We start from the raw sequence: 17526 nt of genomic DNA on the forward strand, positions 1-17526 counted from the left end.
TTAAAACAGATAGATGTCGGAGATTATATCATGCCGAAGAAAAAGAAGATCGTTGTAAAGATCGGTTCCAGCCTGCTCGCGAATAGTGACAAACTCACCCTGCGCTATGCCTTTATGAACGGTTTGATGAGCGATCTCGCCCAACTTCAAAAAGAAGGGCACAACATTATTCTGACCTCGTCGGGCTCTGTTGCACTTGGGTTGAATATGGTCGGCAAACGCCCCGACGAAGCGGGCGTTCTGGACAAACAAGCCGCCGCCGCCTGCGGTCAACCCTTGCTGATGAACGCCTACCGTCAGGTCGCGTCGGAATTCGATCTTGAAGTCGCCCAAATGCTGGTGACAGTCGAAGACATGGAAGAACGTCGCCGTTTTCTGAACATCAAAAACACCATGCTGCGTCTGTTCGAAAACGACATTTTGCCGATCATCAACGAGAACGATTCCATCGCGACCCGTGACTTGCGCGTGGGCGACAACGACCGTTTGTCCGCCAAAGTCGCCCAAATGATCGAAGCCGATGCACTGATTATTCTGACCAGTGTTGACGGTCTCTACGACCGCGATCCGTCCGATCCGGATGCGAAGTTCATCCACGAAATTGACGGCGTGAACGACCATTTGGAATCCACAACGGGCATCAGCACCTTGGGTAGCGGCGGTATGCTGACGAAAATGCTGGCTGCGAACATGGCCCAGAATGCGGGCGTCGAGACGATCATCGCCGAAGGCATCATCGAACGTCCCGTGTCGTCCGTGTTGAACAACGAACGCCGCTTTACGCGCTGTCTCGTGCCAGGTGAAACCGCGTCGCCGCTCAAAGTTTGGCTCAGCAACCGTTTGCAGGTCTCTGGCACATTGGTCATTTCCAACGAAACGGCCGCCTCTGTCATCGCTGGCAGCTGTGGGATCAGCCGCATGGATGTGATCTCGATCCAAGGTGATTTCACCAAAGGCGACGTCCTGCATGTCTATAACGAAGACGGTGAAGAAGTCGCGCGCGGCCTGACTAACTTCTCGTCCGAAGAGACGATGCTGATGGCCCGCCACCTCGACATGCCCGTCGAGGATGTCATTGGTTATAAAACAAAAAGTGACATCGTGGGCGCCGAGAACATTCTGGTTCTCAAGGAAAACCACCTGCCGCATGACGCGCCAGGGCACGACCAAAAAATCGTCATTCCAGTCTAAAATACCCACAAAACTTGATCGGCACCGTCCTGGTGCCGATCACCCAAAGCGGTCCCCGCTACAGGCGGCCCGCGGCACGCGACAACACCAGATTACCGCAGCCAAAACCCAACCACCCGAATCTATTTTTGCCTAGATTTCGTGCACCCCAAACGCCTGTTAAGTTTGCGGTGTTCGTTTTTTTTGATTAATTTTTGTGCTTTTATGTTTGCCAGAACGAGAAGTTCGGCGGATAGTCGTGCCTGATGCTGTCCATTTTGGCAGTGTCTCCTAGCTTGCGATTACCAACACAACAGGAATTCTCTCTATGATTTATAAATCAATTTTGACATTTGGCGTGATGTCGCTCGCGACCACGGCCCTCGCAGAAACTGACCTGCCATTCGCGCTAGACTGGAAATTTGAAGGTCCATCTGCGCCGTATTTTCATGCGCTCGATTCGGGGCTGTTCACAGACGCCGACCTGAACGTGACAATCAGCGAAGGGGCAGGGTCGCTTGACGCGATCCCCAAAGTTGCCACTGGCGCGTTTCCTGTCGGCTTTGCCGACATTAACTCGCTGATGCGGTTCTTGGATCAAAATCCGGGCGCACCCGTCACCGCAGTCATGATGATCTACGACAAACCACCCTTTGCCGTGGTCGGGCGTAAATCCTTGGGCATTTCCGAACCTGCCGATCTTGCGGGTTCTGTCTTGGGCGCACCGCCGCCAGATGGCGCATGGGCGCAGTTCCCGATTTTCGCGGCTGAAACTGGCCTCGACATGGCGACAATCACGGTTGAACCCGTTGGTTTCCCGACCCGCGAACCGATGCTGGCCGAAGGCGAAGTGCAATCCATCGCAGGTTTCTCGTTCTCATCCACGTTGAACCTGTTGCGCTTGGGCGTACCAGAAGACGACCTGTCCGTATTGTTGATGGCCGATTACGGCGTGGATCTTTATGGAAACGCGATCATCGTTAACACAGAATTTGCAGCGGAAAATCCAGAGGTCATCACCAGCTTCTTGTCCGCAATCGCGCAGGGCTGGAAAGGTGCGATTGAAACACCTGACGTAGCTATTGCCGCGTTGATGGAACGCAATCCGGCGGCAGATGCGGACCTCGAAACACAACGCCTTCAGATGTCGATCGAAGGCAACGTTCTGACGGATTTCGTGAAAGAATACGGCATTGGATCAATCGACGCGGACCGTATGGCAAACGCGATTGAACAGACCAAAACCGTCTACGAATTCCAGAACGAACCAGATGCATCACTCTATTTCGACAGCAGCTACCTGCCCACAGACGGCAGCTTGATGCTTGAGTAAAGAGACACGTTATCGACGGGCCGCCGGTGTTACGGCGGCCCTAGCTTTCAAAGGTGCGACATCGAAAATCTTATTGAAATCAAAGGCGTGAAACACGCTTATGCCACCGCAAGCGGTCCGCTTCCGGTGCTAGACGGGTTGGACGTGTCTGTGCCAACCGGAACTTTTGCGGCCGTTGTTGGCCCATCAGGTTGCGGTAAATCCACGCTGACACGACTGGTCGCTGGCCTGCTGAAACCCGACGAAGGCGAAGTCTGGCTGCACGGCGAACGTGTCAAAGGCCCGCGTAAAACCGTCGGCATGGCGTTCCAAAATCCGGTACTGCTGGAATGGCGCACGATCCTCGACAACATCATTTTACCGCTCGAAATAGTGGCCCCGCGCATGCCCCGCAAAGACCGCGTTGACCGCGCGATGGAGCTGCTGGAAATGGTCGGCCTGACCGGTTTCGAAGACAAACGTCCGTCGGAATTGTCCGGTGGTATGAGGCAACGCGCCTCGCTGTGCCGCTCCATTGTGCATAAACCCGACGTGCTGATCATGGACGAACCGTTTGGTGCGCTCGACGCCTTCACCCGCGAAGATTTGTGGCAAACCATGCGCGATCTGCGCCGCGCCGAACCTTTCACCGCCGTTTTGATCACCCACGATCTGCGCGAAAGCGTCTATCTCGGCGATCAGGTCATTGTGCTATCCGGTCGCCCCGCGCGAACCCAATACGTCATGGACATCGACCTGCCCGAAGATCGTGCGCTTGATGTGCTCTACACGCCGCCCGTCGCCGACATGCTGCATATTCTGCGCGAGCAAATTAAGATCGCGCAAGGTCGCGAAGAGGGCGGTCACTGATGTTAAGTAAAATTGCAGTTCCGATTCTCGCGATTGTCGTTTTCCTTGGCCTATGGGAAGCATTGGTGTGGGTAAATGATTGGCCCAACTACAAAATGGCGTCGCCATCCGACCTTCCGCCTGCGTTTTGGAAATATAAAGAATTGTTCCTTACGATGGGCTGGCAGACGCTTTGGCGGACTGTCGCGGGGCTGTTGCTCGCCGTCGTCTTTGGCACGCTGCTTGGCATGATCATTGGCTTTTCGCGCATCGCCCGCGACGCGCTCTACCCGCTGCTGATCGGCTTTAACGCGATTCCCAAGGCAACATTGGTACCTGTTATTTCGCTGATCTTCATCGGCCAACACGACTTTAATACCGTCCTGATGGCCTTTATGATTTCGTTCTTCCCGATTGCCGTCTCGGTCGGAATCGGCCTGTCCACACTTGAACCCGAATATCGCGACATCCTGCGGGCACTCGGGGCATCACGGATGACGATTTTCTTAAAAATCGCTTTGCCCAAAACACTGCCCGAATTTTTTGGAGCACTGAAGGTCGCGGCAACTTTGGCCTTCATCGGCACAAACCTTGTCGAAATCGTCAGCCCGCATGGCCGTGGCTTGGGCGCATTATTCAAATCAGGCGAGACCAACGGCGACTACCCACTCATGTTCGCCGTACTGATCGCCTTGGCGTTGCTGGGAATCATTCTGTACTACGCAGTGGTGATGCTCGAACGCTATTTTGCAGGCTGGGCAGAGCGGGAAAACAGTTAGCGAACTCCCGCGATTTTACAGGCGCTGTTGTGTGGATAAGCCACGCAGCAGCGTCTGTGATTCTGGGCCACAACAACGGCATCACATCGTAAATCCTGCACCATATTGCTTTCATAGCGCAGGTCGCAAAAGCACAACGCCAACATACAAAACGATAGAACGACAAGCGGCCAAACTGACACGCGCCCCCAAAAGGGTGTTTCTATTCAGTATGTTATGAAGACTAGTGGCAGTCCCTACGAGAATCGAACTCGTCTTTCCAGGTTGAAAACCTGGCGTCCTAACCGATAGACGAAGGGACCGCAGCTAGTAGGGGGCTTTTAGTAAATGCCCCCATTGAGGGCAAGTACATTTTTCAACTTTTTCAAACTTTTTTCAAAAAAGTTTATGCCGGCGCTGCATCTTCTAATCGTAGCTGCGGTGAACGCCGCCCTTGCCACGTATTTATCTCAAGCCGTCCTGCCAAATGGAAACGCGCACCGCCATGTTTCATCAACATCGGCCCCATCGGCCCGTCCATGACACCAAAGCTAATCGCATCGATCTTTGCGCCCAGACCGTCGCCGAACGTCACCTTCAAATGGTTCGCACCAACCTGTTTCGCGAATAAAATCTGACAATCCGGAAAGGCGAATCTCGGGGCAGGGGCCCCCGCACCAAACGGCCCGGCTTTTTCGATTTGTTCGATCAATTCCACGCTTGCGGCCCCCGGCATCAAAACTCCGTCCAATCGTAGATCCGCAGGGCCGATGTCGCCCGCGCCCTGCTTCGCCAACAGCTCAGAGATTCGCGTCATCGCTTCGTCCAACTTGTCGCGCGACACCGTTAACCCTGCTGCCATTTTGTGACCGCCGCCTTTGATTAACAGTCCCTCAGCCGTCACGCGCTGAATCACCGCGCCCAAATCGATGCCAGACACGGATCGCCCCGATCCTTTGCCCTCGTCACCGTCCATGCCGATCACAATCGCGGGCCGGTTCGTGGCTTCCTTCAGCCGTGACGCGACGATTCCCACGACGCCCGGATGCCAGCCTTCGCCCGCGGCCCAGACCAACGGCGCGTCAAATCCGCGGTCCTCGGCCTGCGCCATGGCCAAGTCGCGCACCTGCGTTTCGACCTCGCGGCGTTCGGAATTCAATTCGTCCAATTTCGCGGCCATGTCGCTGGCCTCTTGGGGGTTATCCGTGGCCAACAAACGTGCGCCTAAATCCGCCTTGCCGATCCGGCCGCCGGCGTTGACGCGCGGGCCCAACAAGAATCCCAAATGATAGGACGTTGGTGCCTGATCCATGCCCGCAACGTCCGCCAACGCCGTTAAGCCAATCCGGCCACGCCGCGCCATCACGGTTAATCCCTGACGCACCAGCGCACGATTCACACCGATCAAAGGGGCAACATCAGCAACAGTGCCAAGCGCGACCAAATCCAAAAGCGCCATTAAATCAGGGCCTTTCTGACCTGCGACTTTCATCTGGCGATTGACCTCAACTAACATCAAAAACACTACGCCAGCAGCGCACAAATGAGCCAAATCGCCGCTTTCATCCTGCCGGTTCGGGTTCACAACGGCTAGCGCAGGGGGCAACGTCTCGCCGCCCAAATGGTGATCCAAAACAATAACTTCGGCGGCAGAGGCCGCTGCAATCGGACCATGCGACAGGATCCCGCAATCAACACAAACGATCAAATCGTGATCCGCCGCGAGCATCTTCATCGCCGCGTCATTCGGGCCATAACCTTCGTCAATCCGGTCCGGCACATACAGCGTCGCACGGTGGCCCATATCGCGCAGCCACGACAGCAACAGTGCCGCTGATGTTCCGCCATCCACGTCATAATCGGCAAAAACTGCGATACGTTCTTTCTTGTTTAAGGCCGCCAAAAATCGCGCCGCCGCAGGTTCCATATCCTTCAAAGACCGGGGATCAGGCAGCAAATCCCGCAACGTCGGTGCCAAAAACGCGTCGGCTTCTTCAGGTGCGACACCGCGCCGGACCAATGTGCGACACAGCGGGGCTGGTAAACCGGTGGCTTGCGCCATCGCTTCTGACGCGCGGTCCTCAGCCATGCTCGGGCCGATCCAGCGGCGGTTGGTGACAGAGGCTGCGACGCCCAAAAATGCTTTATCTAGTGGAGTATTCATCCCACGACACATAAAGTAGGGGTCTCGCTTTGACCACGCCCCTCATCTTCATTTCGCCAAAACAACTCCCGCCGGAGGCGGCATGACGCCCAATTCAGCCGACTGGATTACGATAGTGCATCCGTCGTACCGATCCAGTCTTCGATCGCATCAGAATCGTCTCGGCAGTAATAAATCCAACCTCACGCTTGATACCGGAAACAAGGTTGCCGTCGGTCACGCCCGTCGCTGCGAAAATCACGTCCTGCGTAACCATTTCATCGCGCGTGTAAATGCGGTCGAAATTCGTGATCCCAGCCTTCGCCGCCCGACCGCGTTCGTCGTCGTTTCGGAACGTCAGGCGACCCAAAATTTGACCGCCCATGCATTTTAGCGCAGCTGCAGCCAGAACACCTTCAGGCGCGCCACCCGATCCCATATACATGTCGACCCCAGTTTTCGTGGGTTCAGCACAATGCATGACGCCCGCAACGTCGCCGTCCGTGATCAACCGGATCGCGGCGCCTGTACTGCGGATTTCTTCAATAATCTGCTCATGTCGCGGGCGTTCCAACACGCAAACCATAATGCCAGTCGCGTCACAGCCCTTGGCGGCGGCCAATGCCGCGACGCGCTCTGACGGGGACATGTCCAAGGTCACAACGCCCTCTGCATAACCTGGGCCAATTGCCAATTTGTCCATGTAGACGTCCGGTGCGTGCAACATCGATCCGCGCGGCCCCATCGCGATCACGGCTAGCGCGTTTGGCATGTCTTTCGCAGTTAACGTCGTGCCTTCCAACGGGTCCAACGCGATGTCCACGCCGGGGCCATTTCCAGTGCCGACCTCTTCGCCGATGAACAACATCGGGGCTTCGTCGCGTTCGCCTTCGCCGATCACCACGACGCCTGCGATGTCCAATTTGTTCAACTGCCTCCGCATGGCGTCAACGGCTGCTTGATCTGCCGCCTTTTCATTGCCACGACCAATCAGTGGGGCGCAAGCAATCGCCGCAGCCTCCGACACACGGGCAAGACCCAGCGACAATGCGCGGTCGTTAAAGTCAGTTGAAACAGGCATAATGGCATCCTCATGAAAATTACACTTCCGGCGTAAGTCTACCGTCGATGCAAAACAACCATGTGAACGCTAACAGGCACCCAAGTTTCTTTGATCAAAGAAACCTAGCTTAAACTGTCTTTCCTCAAGGAAAGTTCGCTTCAGACCGCTTCAATACGAATGGCGACAGGCGTGCCTTCAACGACATCGGTGCTCTCGAACGCCTCTAGCGCTTCGTTCAAAGCCGTCCGCGTCGTCTTGTGCGTCACGATCAGAACCGGAGCCGACGTATCATTGTGCCCATACTGGCGCATCCGGTCGATAGAAATCCCAGCTTCACCCAGCAATTTCGCGACTTTGCCCAGTGCACCTGGTTTATCCAACAACTGCATCCGCAAATAATACGGGGCAGGGATCGCTGAATGCGCCGAACGCGCCTCGCGCAATGTAATCGCAGGTCGTCCAAACGTCGAGAGCCGTAAACCACGCGCAATATCCATGACATCGGACATCACCGCGCTTGCGGTTGGGCCTTCACCAGCACCAGCACCGCGCAGCACGATTTGTCCAACGCTATCGCCTTCCAGCACAACCATATTGGTCCCGCCTTGCAGCTGACCCAGCGGGGATGTGTCCGGCACAAGGCATGGCGACATGCGCTGTTCCAAGCCGCGACCCGTCATTTGTGCGACGCCTAACAGCTTGATCTTATAGCCCATATCCGCCGCTTGGTGGATGTCTTCGATTGTGACCGCGCCGATCCCTTCCAGATCAACACCGTCGAAATTAACCTTTGTGCCGTAGGCAATCGATGCCAGCAGCGCCAATTTATGCGCCGCATCAATACCGCCCACATCAAGTTCAGGATCGGCCTCAAGATACCCGAGCTGATTGGCCTCATCAAAAACCGCTTCATATGAAAGACCAGCATCCTCCATCCGCGTTAAGATATAGTTACAGCTGCCGTTCATCACGCCCATGATGCGTGTGATTTCGTTTCCGGCCAGACCTTCTGTCAAAGACTTTACAACCGGAATGCCGCCCGCGACCGCCGCTTCAAACCGGATCACACGATCGCGCGCTTCGGCGGCTTCCGCCAAGGCTTGGCCGTGGATCGCCAACAACGCTTTGTTTGCTGTAACGATATCCTTGCCTGCTGCGATTCCTGCTTCGGTGGATGCTTTTGCAGGGCCTTCGGACCCGCCCATTAACTCGAGATAGACATCAACATCGTCACGCGCCGCGAGTTTCACAGGATCATCTTCCCACGCGTAATCCGACAGGTCCACATCGCGATTTTTCGTGCGAGACTGGGCAGATACGGCGGAAATCACGATCCGGCGGCCGCAACGTGCTTCAAGCAAATCGGCGTGTTTTTGAATGATGCGGACAACGCCCACACCAACCGTGCCAAGACCGGCGATTCCAAGGCGAAGTGGTTGTGTCATCAAAGGTTCCGTCGTTGTCGTGAAAATCTAAAACGCTGTTACTCAATATGGGCTGTCACCGCAACGCAGCGCGGGAAATTGCACCCTGCATCCGTGCGCGTGTTGCCCCATCAACCACCGGCCCGCGCAATGCAGCAGCGTTCGCCCGCAACCTATTAACCCTGTTTTCGGTCCCAATGATTGATGCTGTGGTAATGCGGGGTTGCTCTGATAGATCCGTATTTACCAACGTTTCCAAGGCAATAAGGTCAGGGTAAGGGGCCGCACGTGCCGCAATTGCTTGCTCGCCGCCAATTTCAGGAATCGTCGCGCACCCCACCAAACCCGCAAAAACGGTTAGAATAAATGTTTGGCGAAAAAGCATAGCAACGTCCTGTGATTTCGCCCAATTTACGCGGTCTGCACGGCAAGGTGCAAGGTGCGCAGTCATTTGGTTGCCGATTGGGTCTTTCCAAGTGAACAAGCGTTCATTTACAGTGTGATATGGCACGTAAACAAGGTTCACATTCTGACATCACCGGCCCCAAAGTCAGGGCCGCGGCTTTGCGTTTGATTGCGCGGCATGGCTGTGCCGCCGTTTCGATGCGCCAGATCGCTGCCGAAGTCGGCGTGCAGGCAGGCGCACTTTACAACTATACCTCCGACAAACAGACGCTTTTATTCGATCTGATGCGTCGGCATATGGAGAAACTGCTGGCCGCTTACGACGAGACATTGATCACCGGAACGCCGACTGAACAACTGCGGGCGTTCACGCTGTTTCATATCCGTTACCACCTGCCGCGCCGCGACGAGGTCTTTGTGTCCTATATGGAATTACGCAACCTCTCTCCCGAGAACTTCCTTGTTGTCGAAGGGCTTAGGCGGAATTACGAAGATGCCCTCGAAGGTATCCTGAAGGCCGGTGAAGCCGACGGTTCGTTCACATTGCCAGACCGCAAAGTTACAGTTTTGTCGCTGATCGCACAGCTCACAGGCATCACAAATTGGTATCGCGATGACGGGCGTTTGACCCAAGAACAGGTCGAAGACATCTACTGCGATCTAGTCCTGCGCACGGTCTCAGCACCGCGTTAACACTTTACAACCATTAACCTTTTGTGAACCCACATGTCACATAACATGTTTCGCGTGCGAAACGCTGATCGGTAAACGCTTTCGCTGCGTTACCCGAACAGGTAAAGGGCGTTAACAAAGTGGGGGCTCTTATCATGTTTCATCCGGATAAAGACGGCGTTTTAGCCGTTGTTGGCGCGTCAACCGGACGCCGAGTGGTCGCATGTGGCGTCATTTACGTCTTGGGAATGTTGTTGATTTACGTGGCACTGGGCGAACCACCCGCGTTGCCATTGTTGCTGCTCGTCCTAGCGCTAGGTATCGGGTCGCTCGTGCTAGCCGAGGCATTGCGACGCGCGACATTGTCGGAAATCATGATGACAGCGGACACGATTTCAACCAGCGACGGGATGGTCATTGCGCGGATCGACGACATCGTCAGCGTTGATCGCGGGGCATTTGCCTTCAAGCCGTCCAACGGTTTCACCCTCAAGCTGAAAACCAAACAACCCCGAGGCTGGGCCCCGGGGTTATGGTGGCGCTTTGGGCGCTATGTTGGTGTGGGCGGTGCAGTTTCTGCTGGCCAGTCAAAATTTATGGCTGAACAGATCGCCCTGCAGGTCGCCACACGCAGCGCTAAATAATTAGCAGCGCGCCGTTTCTACGTCCGCAGATGCACTTTCCATATAGCACAATTGTGCGACAAAACGCGGGGCACTGACGTTAAAGTTCTCGAACGTCCGCGTCCCCAAACCAATGTCGAGCATCGGTTCGTAGTTCACGCTGGTTTCCATCAAGATGGCGCGTTGTCCGTCTTTCAAAATTGGCAATCGATCCGACACATCGTTGATGTCAGTATTGTCCATCGAGCCATATTTGCCCGTGTCTTTGGACCAAGACACCAGATAGGATTTGTCGTCGGCATCATACGTGAACGCGGTCAAGCGAAATTCTGGATCGGGGTCCGACCGGATAAGCGTTTTCATCAGACCTTCGACACCTGCAAGAAACTCAGGTGTGACGGGGGTGTCTTCGCGGCTGACCATGTCGGTGAGAACCGTGGCGGCGCGTGTCGCGTCAGTTTCCGCACGAAATGCTGCAAAAAATGTGACCATCGAAAAGGTGATAAAAGACAGCAGCGGCACCATTAATAACAGTTCGACTGATGCAGAACCGTTCTCGCTTTTGCGAAATCCGGCGACTGCTGTGCGGATACGAGGAATATGTATCATTGATAAGGCTCCACAACAAAGGATGACGTTGCTACAAGGGCATAAATGCCGCTTGCGTCTTGGGCAGCCGCACCGACTGCACTTGTCGGCAAAACCGGATCGAAGATTGCACATGCACGCAGGACCATCAGGTCGTTGTTCCCGCCAATGGTCCAGTTGACCACTGGTTCGCTGTCATCTGATCGATCGACACAGTCTTTCTCCGTGCTTACAGGGGTCCAATTACGCGGGTCCCTGCGGATCATTTCCAGCTTAACGCTTTCCATGCAATTGGGGATAATCGAAGCCACATCACAGATCATTTGCTTTAGATCCGCGTGGGTTGGGCTTTCCAATGCGCCGATCCGAACCTGGCGGACCGTCACATCGACACCGCGTTCAAGCATCACACTCCGCAGACCCATCATGCCGCTTTCGTAAGTCGCGGTAAAAAAGAACATGGCGGCCGGCAGCACCATCATAAATTCGATCGTGCTGGTGCCATCTTCTTTCCGGAAAAAGGTCTTCGCAGCCCGAGCGAACTTAGAAAGAGGGGGCATTTTCCGAAAAGTGTCCATCATTGTGTCAGCCTCAGGTCGGTAACCTGCTCGGCAATGGCGCGGAACACAGCGTTCAAGTCATCACCGTTGGTGTTGAAGTAGTGGTTCGCAGATGTCGCACAATTAGCCATAACACGTTCGCCGTCTGAACTTGCCTCAAAGGCGATGGCGAACACTTGAACTTTGGCGTCACGAGCAGCTTCACACGATGCGGCGAGCAGCGCGTTACCTTGGGAGTTCGAATAGAAATTCTCAGTGAACTCTGACATGTTATGGCTCCCAGTAAACACATTGTTGTTTCTCCAAGTGTTGACTGGCTGTTCAGCCCAATGCGCGTAATGTGTCGGATCGGCGTAAAACTCTGGCTTCACACGCGTGGATTGCGTGTTTTCACCGTCGGTCATGATCACAAGAACCTTACGTGTCTCGTTGGATTCTGTGTCGGTAATAAAGCTGTCAGGACGACCTTCAAACGCATCATCAAGATCCGGCGCGACCATCGCACGAACGGAAGGATCCAGCAGGGCGAGACCCCATTTCATGCCCAAAAAGATGGATGTCTGGGTCGTTGGCTGGAATTGTGCAATTTGAGCAACCAACGCGTCGCGATTTTGAGAAATCGCTGTGACTTCTTCATAAGATTCGCTCGGACAGTTTGTGTTGTACAAAGTGTTGCCAGTAGACCAGTTGTCGATGTGTTGACCTTGGCTATAGGTGCGACCTGCGTCGATGCCAGTTGTTCCGAAATCAGCGTCAGAAAAATCTACACAGTGTGAAAAGTTATGCTTCCGGTCTGTCGTCATGCGGTCGAACAAGCCGCGACCAATGTTCACATGCTCAGAGTAGGGGATCAACGACAAAGACACGCGGTCTCGGTTGCTTTCCTGCAGGGCTGTATTCACAAATGTCGTCGCCGCCGTCTTCATAGCGGCCATTTTTGATTGGTTTGTGTCTCTTCCTGACGCATCTTTTGTTGCGTTTCTCATCGATCCGGAAATATCCAGAACCAACGAGATTTCAACGTTACCAACACCTTGGGTCGCAACAGATTGCGCCGCTGCGTTGATAGAGTCGATACCAACCAAGTTCAGAAAGAACGTATTCACAGGCTGTTTCACGTTCACTTCAACGGTACGGTTGTTGATGTTTTCCGTGACGATTGCTGGACCGTCCAGATATTGCTGCAAACCGGCCTTGGCAAAGTAATCGTCGACCACGGCCACACCACCGCCCACATCCGTGAACTCGAGGTTGGCAGCCAAAAGGGCTGCGCGGTCTGCTGTATCTTGGATGACGGCGCGACGGCCTTCATAGCGCATAAAGTCGACGGCCATGCCGCCGAGGATCAGCATCATTGGAATTAGGAATAATGCGAGCACGATCATTGAGCCGTCTTCGCGGGTAATAAACTTGTTCACAATTTCCTGCCGTTTTTCGGCTAGTTTTCTGCGGTCACAGCAGCTTGGTAGTTGGCGCATGATCGTCTTCCTTGGATAAGCTACACAAAACGGTTCGGTCCCCACGCCTTTTGCCTGTGCGAAAGCAATATAAAGACCGTTTAAGACCTCTAGATTTGTCTGAAATGTGGCAAAGCGTTCTGAATTGCGGCGAAACCTTGCCGAAGCGCGAGGTGCATGCTTGATCGTCATAAAAATAAGAGCGTTTCTGCTGTTTACCTTACCCATATTTTTTCGCTGATCATTTGCCCTAAATCTTAGATTAACGATGTTTTTGGAAACGATTTTTGCGGACGGGTCTGATTGTTCGCAAGCCGACCCAGTGGCGTTCGTAAAAAACAGAATCGGTTTCGCCGAAATCCGATCATGCGATCTCGACTCTTCCTGCGTATTTCGCGATATTGCGGGAATGAGCTTACCCCCCGGATTCATCGACGACTTACGCACCCGACTGTCCATTAGTGACGTTGTTGGGCGCAAGGTGATGTGGGACAGCCGTAAGTCCAATCAGGGCAAGGGTGATTTCTGGGCGCCGTGCCCGTTTCACCAAGAAAAATCCGCCAGTTTCCACGTCGATGACCGCAAGGGGTTCTATTACTGCTTTGGTTGCCACGCCAAAGGCGACGCAATTTCCTTTGTGCGTGAAACCGAAAACGTGTCCTTTATGGAGGCGGTTCAGATTTTGGCAGGCGAAGCAGGCATGCCGATGCCCGCCCAAGACCCACGTGCGCAGGAAAAAACGGATCGGCGCACGTTGTTGGCTGATGTGATGGAACAAGCCGTACAGTGGCACCGGTTGCAGTTGAAAACGGGCGCAGCAGCGGAAGCGCGTGATTATCTGGAACGGCGCGGATTGTCGGAAGAGGCCCAAGCGCGGTGGGATATTGGATTTGCCCCCGACCGCGGAGGTATTCTGGCGCAGTTGACGGGCAAGGGCGTGGATAAATCGCTTGTTCTTGAAGCGGGGCTTGCTGCGGAAAGCGACCGTGGCGGCGCACCTTATGATCGTTTTCGCGGGCGCATTATCTTTCCAATCCGTGACGCGCGGGGCCGTGCGATCGGGCTAGGTGGTCGCGCAATGGCCGCTGATGCGCGTGCTAAATATTTGAATTCGCCAGAAACACCGTTGTTCGACAAGGGGCGGTCGTTGTATAACCACGGCCCTGCGCGTGAGGCTGCGGGTAAGGGTCAGCCGCTGATCGTGGCCGAAGGCTACATGGATGTGATCGCGCTGTCAGAGGCGGGTTTCACATCCTGCGTCGCCCCGTTGGGGACCGCGATTACCGAGGACCAATTGCGGATGATGTGGCGGATCGCACCTGAACCGATCATCGCGCTGGACGGTGATACGGCTGGTTTGCGGGCTGCGATGCGGGTGATTGATATTGCGCTGCCGCTGCTGGAAGCGGGCCAAAGTCTGCGATTTGCATTGATGCCCGAAGGCATGGACCCCGATGATTTGATTAAACAAAAAGGGGCTAGCGCGATGCAGGCCCTGCTGGATCAGGCGATCCCGATGGTACAGCTTTTGTGGCGGCGCGAGACCGAAGGCAAGGTGTTCGACAGCCCCGAACGCAAGGCGGGCTTGGACAAAGCACTGCGCGAAAAAATAAAATTGATTCAGGATCCGTCAATACGTTCGCATTATGGTGAAGCGATCAAGGAAATGCGCTGGGGGCTGTTTCGGCCCAAAAAGGCGCAATATGTGCCGGGCAAACGGCAGGCGTTCACGAAAGGCGATCCATGGCGTAATCAAATGAGTCCGGTTGCATCAAACAAATCATCCGCACTTGGGGCAGGGGCCGCCAAGACGGAGCACCTGCGCGAGGCGGTGATCCTTGCTACATTGATTGCGACGCCCGCTGTGATCGTCACCTTTGAGGCGCAAGTCGAACGGATGGATTGTTTCGATCCTGATCATGCGTTGCTGCGCGATGCGATTTTGCGTCATGCAGAGGCTGAAGACGTGAAAGCCGCAATCTTTGACGAGATCGGTGCGGACCCACTTGAAAAGCTGTTTTCGCAAACCCACGTCAAGATCAGCCCAGCGGTCCGCCGCGCGGGTGATATTGAAGTGGCGTCGATGTGTTTGGGCGAAGAGCTAGGTAAATTGGCGGCGAAACGTGGTCACGACCGCGAATTGCGCGACGGCATGGAAGAAATGCTAGGGCATGTTGATGAAAGCCTGACATGGCGTTTGTCGCAGGCCGCAAAGTCGATTGATACCTCTGTGCGCCAAGAGACGGACGACACGGCGGACTATGTGAAGGTTGAAAATGGATCGATGCTGAACAAAGACGAGCGCAGCGCATTTGGTAAGCTTTTGGAAAACATGCAGAATGCACGTCCCGGAAAAGGGACAGGTTCCTGATCCGCCACGTCAATTGGCGCAACAACATTAAGAAATCGCGCCCCATGTGGTTGCGAATCACCCGAATTCCTCGTTGATTCGACTTTGACCGAATCATGCGAATCACTTTGTGGGCAAAATTGCCCCCTGAACGACTTTGAAGGAGCAGCCCATGGCCGCGAAGGATAACGACGACCGCAAAGATCGTGACCAGGATGATGGTTCGCTCGACATGAGCCAGGCTGCGGTCAAAAAGATGATCGCGGACGCCCGCGAGCGTGGTTACATCACATACGACCAGTTGAACGCGGTTTTGCCGCCGGATCAGGTGTCGTCCGACCAAATCGAAGACGTGATGTCGATGCTGTCCGAGATGGGCATCCAGGTTACCGAAGAAGAAGAAAGCGAAGAAACCGACGGGTCGCGCGAAGTCGCAACCGTTTCTGGTGCGCGCGAACTTGTTCTAGGTGGCGCAGAAGCCGAGAAACTTGATCGCACAGATGACCCTGTTCGGATGTATCTGCGCGAAATGGGTAGCGTCGAATTGCTGTCCCGCGAAGGCGAAATCGCGATTGCCAAACGCATTGAGGCCGGCCGTAACACGATGATCCTCGGGCTTTGCGAAAGCCCCCTGACATTCCAAGCGATCACGATCTGGCGCGACGAATTGTTGAGCGAAGACATTCTGTTACGGGACGTTATTGATCTAGAAACGACCTTTGGAAACACGCTTGGTGAAGACGGCGAAGACGTCGCTGTGGTGGCGCCAACTGGCGACGCATCTGCGAAACCGGCTGATGGCGAAAAGACGCAAGAGTTGGACGCTGACGGCAACCCAATCGCCAAAGATGATGACGAAGATGAAGACGATCAAGCCAACATGTCCTTGGCCGCGATGGAAGCTGCGCTAAAGCCACGTGTGCTTGAAACGCTCGAAATCATCGCCCGCGACTTTGCGATGTTGTCCGATATGCAAGACGCGCGGATGTCCGCGACGTTGAACGAAGATTCATCGTTCTCGGCAAAAGAAGAAGGTAAATATCAGGCTTTGCGGTCTGAAATCGTTGAAATGGTGAACTCGCTTCACCTGCACAACAACCGGATCGAAGCCCTGATTGACCAGCTGTACGGCATCAACCGCCGCATCATGCAGATCGACAGCTCAATGGTGAAACTGGCCGACCAAGCCCGTATTAACCGTCGTGAATTTGTCGAGGCATATCGTGGTCGCGAGCTAGATCCGAACTGGCTCGAAGAAATGGGCGAAAAAGCCGGACGCGGTTGGCAGATGCTGATCGAACGCTCCACCGATAAAATCGAAGGCTTGCGCGGCGACATGGCCCAAGTTGGTCAGTATGTCGGCGTTGATATCACTGAATTCCGCCGCATCGTTCAGCAGGTTCAGAAAGGCGAAAAAGAAGCCCGTCAGGCCAAAAAAGAAATGGTCGAAGCAAACCTTCGCTTGGTTATTTCGATTGCGAAAAAGTACACGAACCGCGGCCTGCAATTCCTTGATCTTATTCAAGAAGGTAACATCGGCTTGATGAAGGCCGTGGATAAATTTGAGTACCGTCGCGGCTATAAATTCTCGACTTATGCGACGTGGTGGATTCGTCAGGCGATCACGCGGTCTATCGCTGATCAGGCCCGCACGATCCGTATTCCGGTCCACATGATCGAGACGATCAACAAATTGGTCCGTACCGGACGTCAAATGTTGCACGAAATTGGCCGCGAGCCGACACCAGAGGAATTGGCAGAAAAGCTGCAAATGCCTTTGGAAAAAGTTCGTAAGGTGATGAAAATTGCCAAAGAACCGATCTCGCTCGAAACGCCTATTGGCGACGAAGAAGATTCGCAGCTTGGTGATTTCATCGAAGACAAAAACGCGATCCTGCCGTTGGATTCTGCTATTCAGGAAAACCTGAAAGAAACCACAACACGCGTGCTTGCGTCACTCACACCACGCGAAGAGCGCGTTCTGCGGATGCGTTTCGGGATCGGCATGAACACCGACCACACGCTGGAAGAAGTCGGTCAGCAGTTCAGCGTGACGCGCGAACGTATCCGTCAGATCGAAGCGAAAGCATTGCGTAAGCTGAAACACCCAAGCCGGTCGCGCAAGCTGCGGTCGTTCTTGGATCAATAAGCG

15 protein-coding genes and 1 tRNA gene are annotated in these 17526 nt (G+C 54.5%); 8 read left to right on the forward strand and 8 right to left on the reverse strand.

What is annotated here, in order from left to right; genetic code table 11:
* The first annotated feature begins 30 nt into the window (after positions 1-30).
* The 4 genes from proB (at position 31) to FHS72_RS14345 (ending at position 4110) form a co-directional block, all read left to right on the forward strand.
* On the forward strand, positions 31-1191 hold the full coding sequence (proB, locus tag FHS72_RS14330; protein WP_183530338.1) for a glutamate 5-kinase: 1161 nt from the start codon (positions 31-33) through the stop codon (positions 1189-1191).
* 307 nt (positions 1192-1498) lie between these two features.
* Entirely contained in the window at positions 1499-2503 is a 1005-nt protein-coding gene (locus tag FHS72_RS14335) for an ABC transporter substrate-binding protein (protein WP_183530340.1), read from the forward strand.
* Positions 2504-2563: 60 nt separating this feature from the next.
* Positions 2564-3352, forward strand: coding sequence for an ATP-binding cassette domain-containing protein (locus tag FHS72_RS14340; RefSeq protein ID WP_183530469.1), 789 nt, complete (start codon positions 2564-2566; stop codon positions 3350-3352).
* Entirely contained in the window at positions 3352-4110 is a 759-nt protein-coding gene (locus FHS72_RS14345) for an ABC transporter permease (protein WP_183530342.1), read from the forward strand. The genes FHS72_RS14340 and FHS72_RS14345 overlap by 1 nt, the downstream gene beginning before the upstream one ends.
* 227 nt (positions 4111-4337) lie before the next feature.
* Here the strand turns inward: FHS72_RS14345 and FHS72_RS14350 are convergent.
* From FHS72_RS14350 to FHS72_RS14370, 5 genes are all read right to left on the reverse strand, one after another.
* A tRNA-Glu gene (locus FHS72_RS14350) sits at positions 4338-4412 on the reverse strand.
* Between the two features lie 83 nt (positions 4413-4495).
* Positions 4496-6253: a single-stranded-DNA-specific exonuclease RecJ gene (gene recJ / locus FHS72_RS14355; protein WP_183530344.1), complete on the reverse strand. Its 1758-nt coding sequence runs from the start codon at positions 6251-6253 to the stop codon at positions 4496-4498.
* 94 nt (positions 6254-6347) lie between these two features.
* The gene (gene glpX / locus FHS72_RS14360; RefSeq protein WP_183530346.1) at positions 6348-7313 is read right to left on the reverse strand and encodes a class II fructose-bisphosphatase; all 966 of its coding nucleotides are present in this window, start codon (positions 7311-7313) and stop codon (positions 6348-6350) included.
* Between the two features lie 140 nt (positions 7314-7453).
* Positions 7454-8740 carry a homoserine dehydrogenase gene (locus FHS72_RS14365; protein WP_183530349.1) on the reverse strand — a complete coding sequence of 429 codons (1287 nt, stop codon included), beginning with the start codon at positions 8738-8740 and terminating at the stop codon, positions 7454-7456.
* Between the two features lie 55 nt (positions 8741-8795).
* Positions 8796-9104: a hypothetical protein gene (locus tag FHS72_RS14370; RefSeq protein WP_183530351.1), complete on the reverse strand. Its 309-nt coding sequence runs from the start codon at positions 9102-9104 to the stop codon at positions 8796-8798.
* Between the two features lie 119 nt (positions 9105-9223).
* Between FHS72_RS14370 and FHS72_RS14375 the strand changes: the two genes are divergently transcribed.
* Positions 9224-9817, forward strand: a complete 594-nt coding sequence (locus FHS72_RS14375; RefSeq protein WP_183530353.1) for a TetR/AcrR family transcriptional regulator — start codon at positions 9224-9226, stop codon at positions 9815-9817.
* Between the two features lie 134 nt (positions 9818-9951).
* Entirely contained in the window at positions 9952-10440 is a 489-nt protein-coding gene (locus FHS72_RS14380; protein WP_183530355.1) for a hypothetical protein, read from the forward strand.
* Here the strand turns inward: FHS72_RS14380 and FHS72_RS14385 are convergent, their stop codons facing one another.
* The 3 genes from FHS72_RS14385 to FHS72_RS14395 are packed head-to-tail and all read right to left on the reverse strand — an operon-like array spanning position 10441 to position 13045.
* Complete coding sequence (locus FHS72_RS14385; RefSeq protein ID WP_183530357.1) at positions 10441-11028, reverse strand: TadE/TadG family type IV pilus assembly protein; 588 nt, start codon at positions 11026-11028, stop codon at positions 10441-10443. It lies immediately after the preceding gene.
* Entirely contained in the window at positions 11025-11588 is a 564-nt protein-coding gene (locus FHS72_RS14390) for a TadE/TadG family type IV pilus assembly protein (protein WP_246414720.1), read from the reverse strand. The genes FHS72_RS14385 and FHS72_RS14390 overlap by 4 nt, the downstream gene beginning before the upstream one ends.
* A complete protein-coding gene (locus FHS72_RS14395) occupies positions 11585-13045 on the reverse strand; it encodes a TadE/TadG family type IV pilus assembly protein (protein ID WP_183530361.1) in 1461 nt (486 codons plus the stop codon). Before FHS72_RS14395 ends, FHS72_RS14390 begins: the two co-directional genes overlap by 4 nt.
* A gap of 388 nt (positions 13046-13433) precedes the next feature.
* Between FHS72_RS14395 and dnaG the strand changes: the two genes are divergently transcribed.
* Together dnaG and rpoD are read left to right on the forward strand one after the other, a co-directional pair.
* Positions 13434-15395, forward strand: a complete 1962-nt coding sequence (dnaG, locus tag FHS72_RS14400) for a DNA primase (protein WP_183530363.1) — start codon at positions 13434-13436, stop codon at positions 15393-15395.
* 151 nt (positions 15396-15546) lie between these two features.
* Complete coding sequence (gene rpoD, locus FHS72_RS14405; RefSeq protein ID WP_183530365.1) at positions 15547-17523, forward strand: RNA polymerase sigma factor RpoD; 1977 nt, start codon at positions 15547-15549, stop codon at positions 17521-17523.
* Positions 17524-17526 lie beyond the last annotated feature (3 nt).

The organism is Yoonia ponticola, assembly GCF_014199395.1.
Lineage (GTDB): Bacteria > Pseudomonadota > Alphaproteobacteria > Rhodobacterales > Rhodobacteraceae > Yoonia > Yoonia ponticola.

Coding starts and splice junctions, on each gene's coding strand:
- recJ (WP_183530344.1), bottom strand. CDS start 6,253: ATGAATACTCCACTAGATAAAGCATTTTTGGGCGTCGCAGCCTCTGTC.
- FHS72_RS14395 (WP_183530361.1), bottom strand. CDS start 13,045: ATGCGCCAACTACCAAGCTGCTGTGACCGCAGAAAACTAGCCGAAAAA.
- FHS72_RS14370 (WP_183530351.1), bottom strand. CDS start 9,104: ATGCTTTTTCGCCAAACATTTATTCTAACCGTTTTTGCGGGTTTGGTG.
- FHS72_RS14385 (WP_183530357.1), bottom strand. CDS start 11,028: ATGATACATATTCCTCGTATCCGCACAGCAGTCGCCGGATTTCGCAAA.
- FHS72_RS14375 (WP_183530353.1), top strand. CDS start 9,224: ATGGCACGTAAACAAGGTTCACATTCTGACATCACCGGCCCCAAAGTC.
- FHS72_RS14345 (WP_183530342.1), top strand. CDS start 3,352: ATGTTAAGTAAAATTGCAGTTCCGATTCTCGCGATTGTCGTTTTCCTT.
- FHS72_RS14380 (WP_183530355.1), top strand. CDS start 9,952: ATGTTTCATCCGGATAAAGACGGCGTTTTAGCCGTTGTTGGCGCGTCA.
- proB (WP_183530338.1), top strand. CDS start 31: ATGCCGAAGAAAAAGAAGATCGTTGTAAAGATCGGTTCCAGCCTGCTC.
- dnaG (WP_183530363.1), top strand. CDS start 13,434: ATGAGCTTACCCCCCGGATTCATCGACGACTTACGCACCCGACTGTCC.
- glpX (WP_183530346.1), bottom strand. CDS start 7,313: ATGCCTGTTTCAACTGACTTTAACGACCGCGCATTGTCGCTGGGTCTT.
- FHS72_RS14335 (WP_183530340.1), top strand. CDS start 1,499: ATGATTTATAAATCAATTTTGACATTTGGCGTGATGTCGCTCGCGACC.
- FHS72_RS14365 (WP_183530349.1), bottom strand. CDS start 8,740: ATGACACAACCACTTCGCCTTGGAATCGCCGGTCTTGGCACGGTTGGT.
- rpoD (WP_183530365.1), top strand. CDS start 15,547: ATGGCCGCGAAGGATAACGACGACCGCAAAGATCGTGACCAGGATGAT.
- FHS72_RS14390 (WP_246414720.1), bottom strand. CDS start 11,588: ATGATGGACACTTTTCGGAAAATGCCCCCTCTTTCTAAGTTCGCTCGG.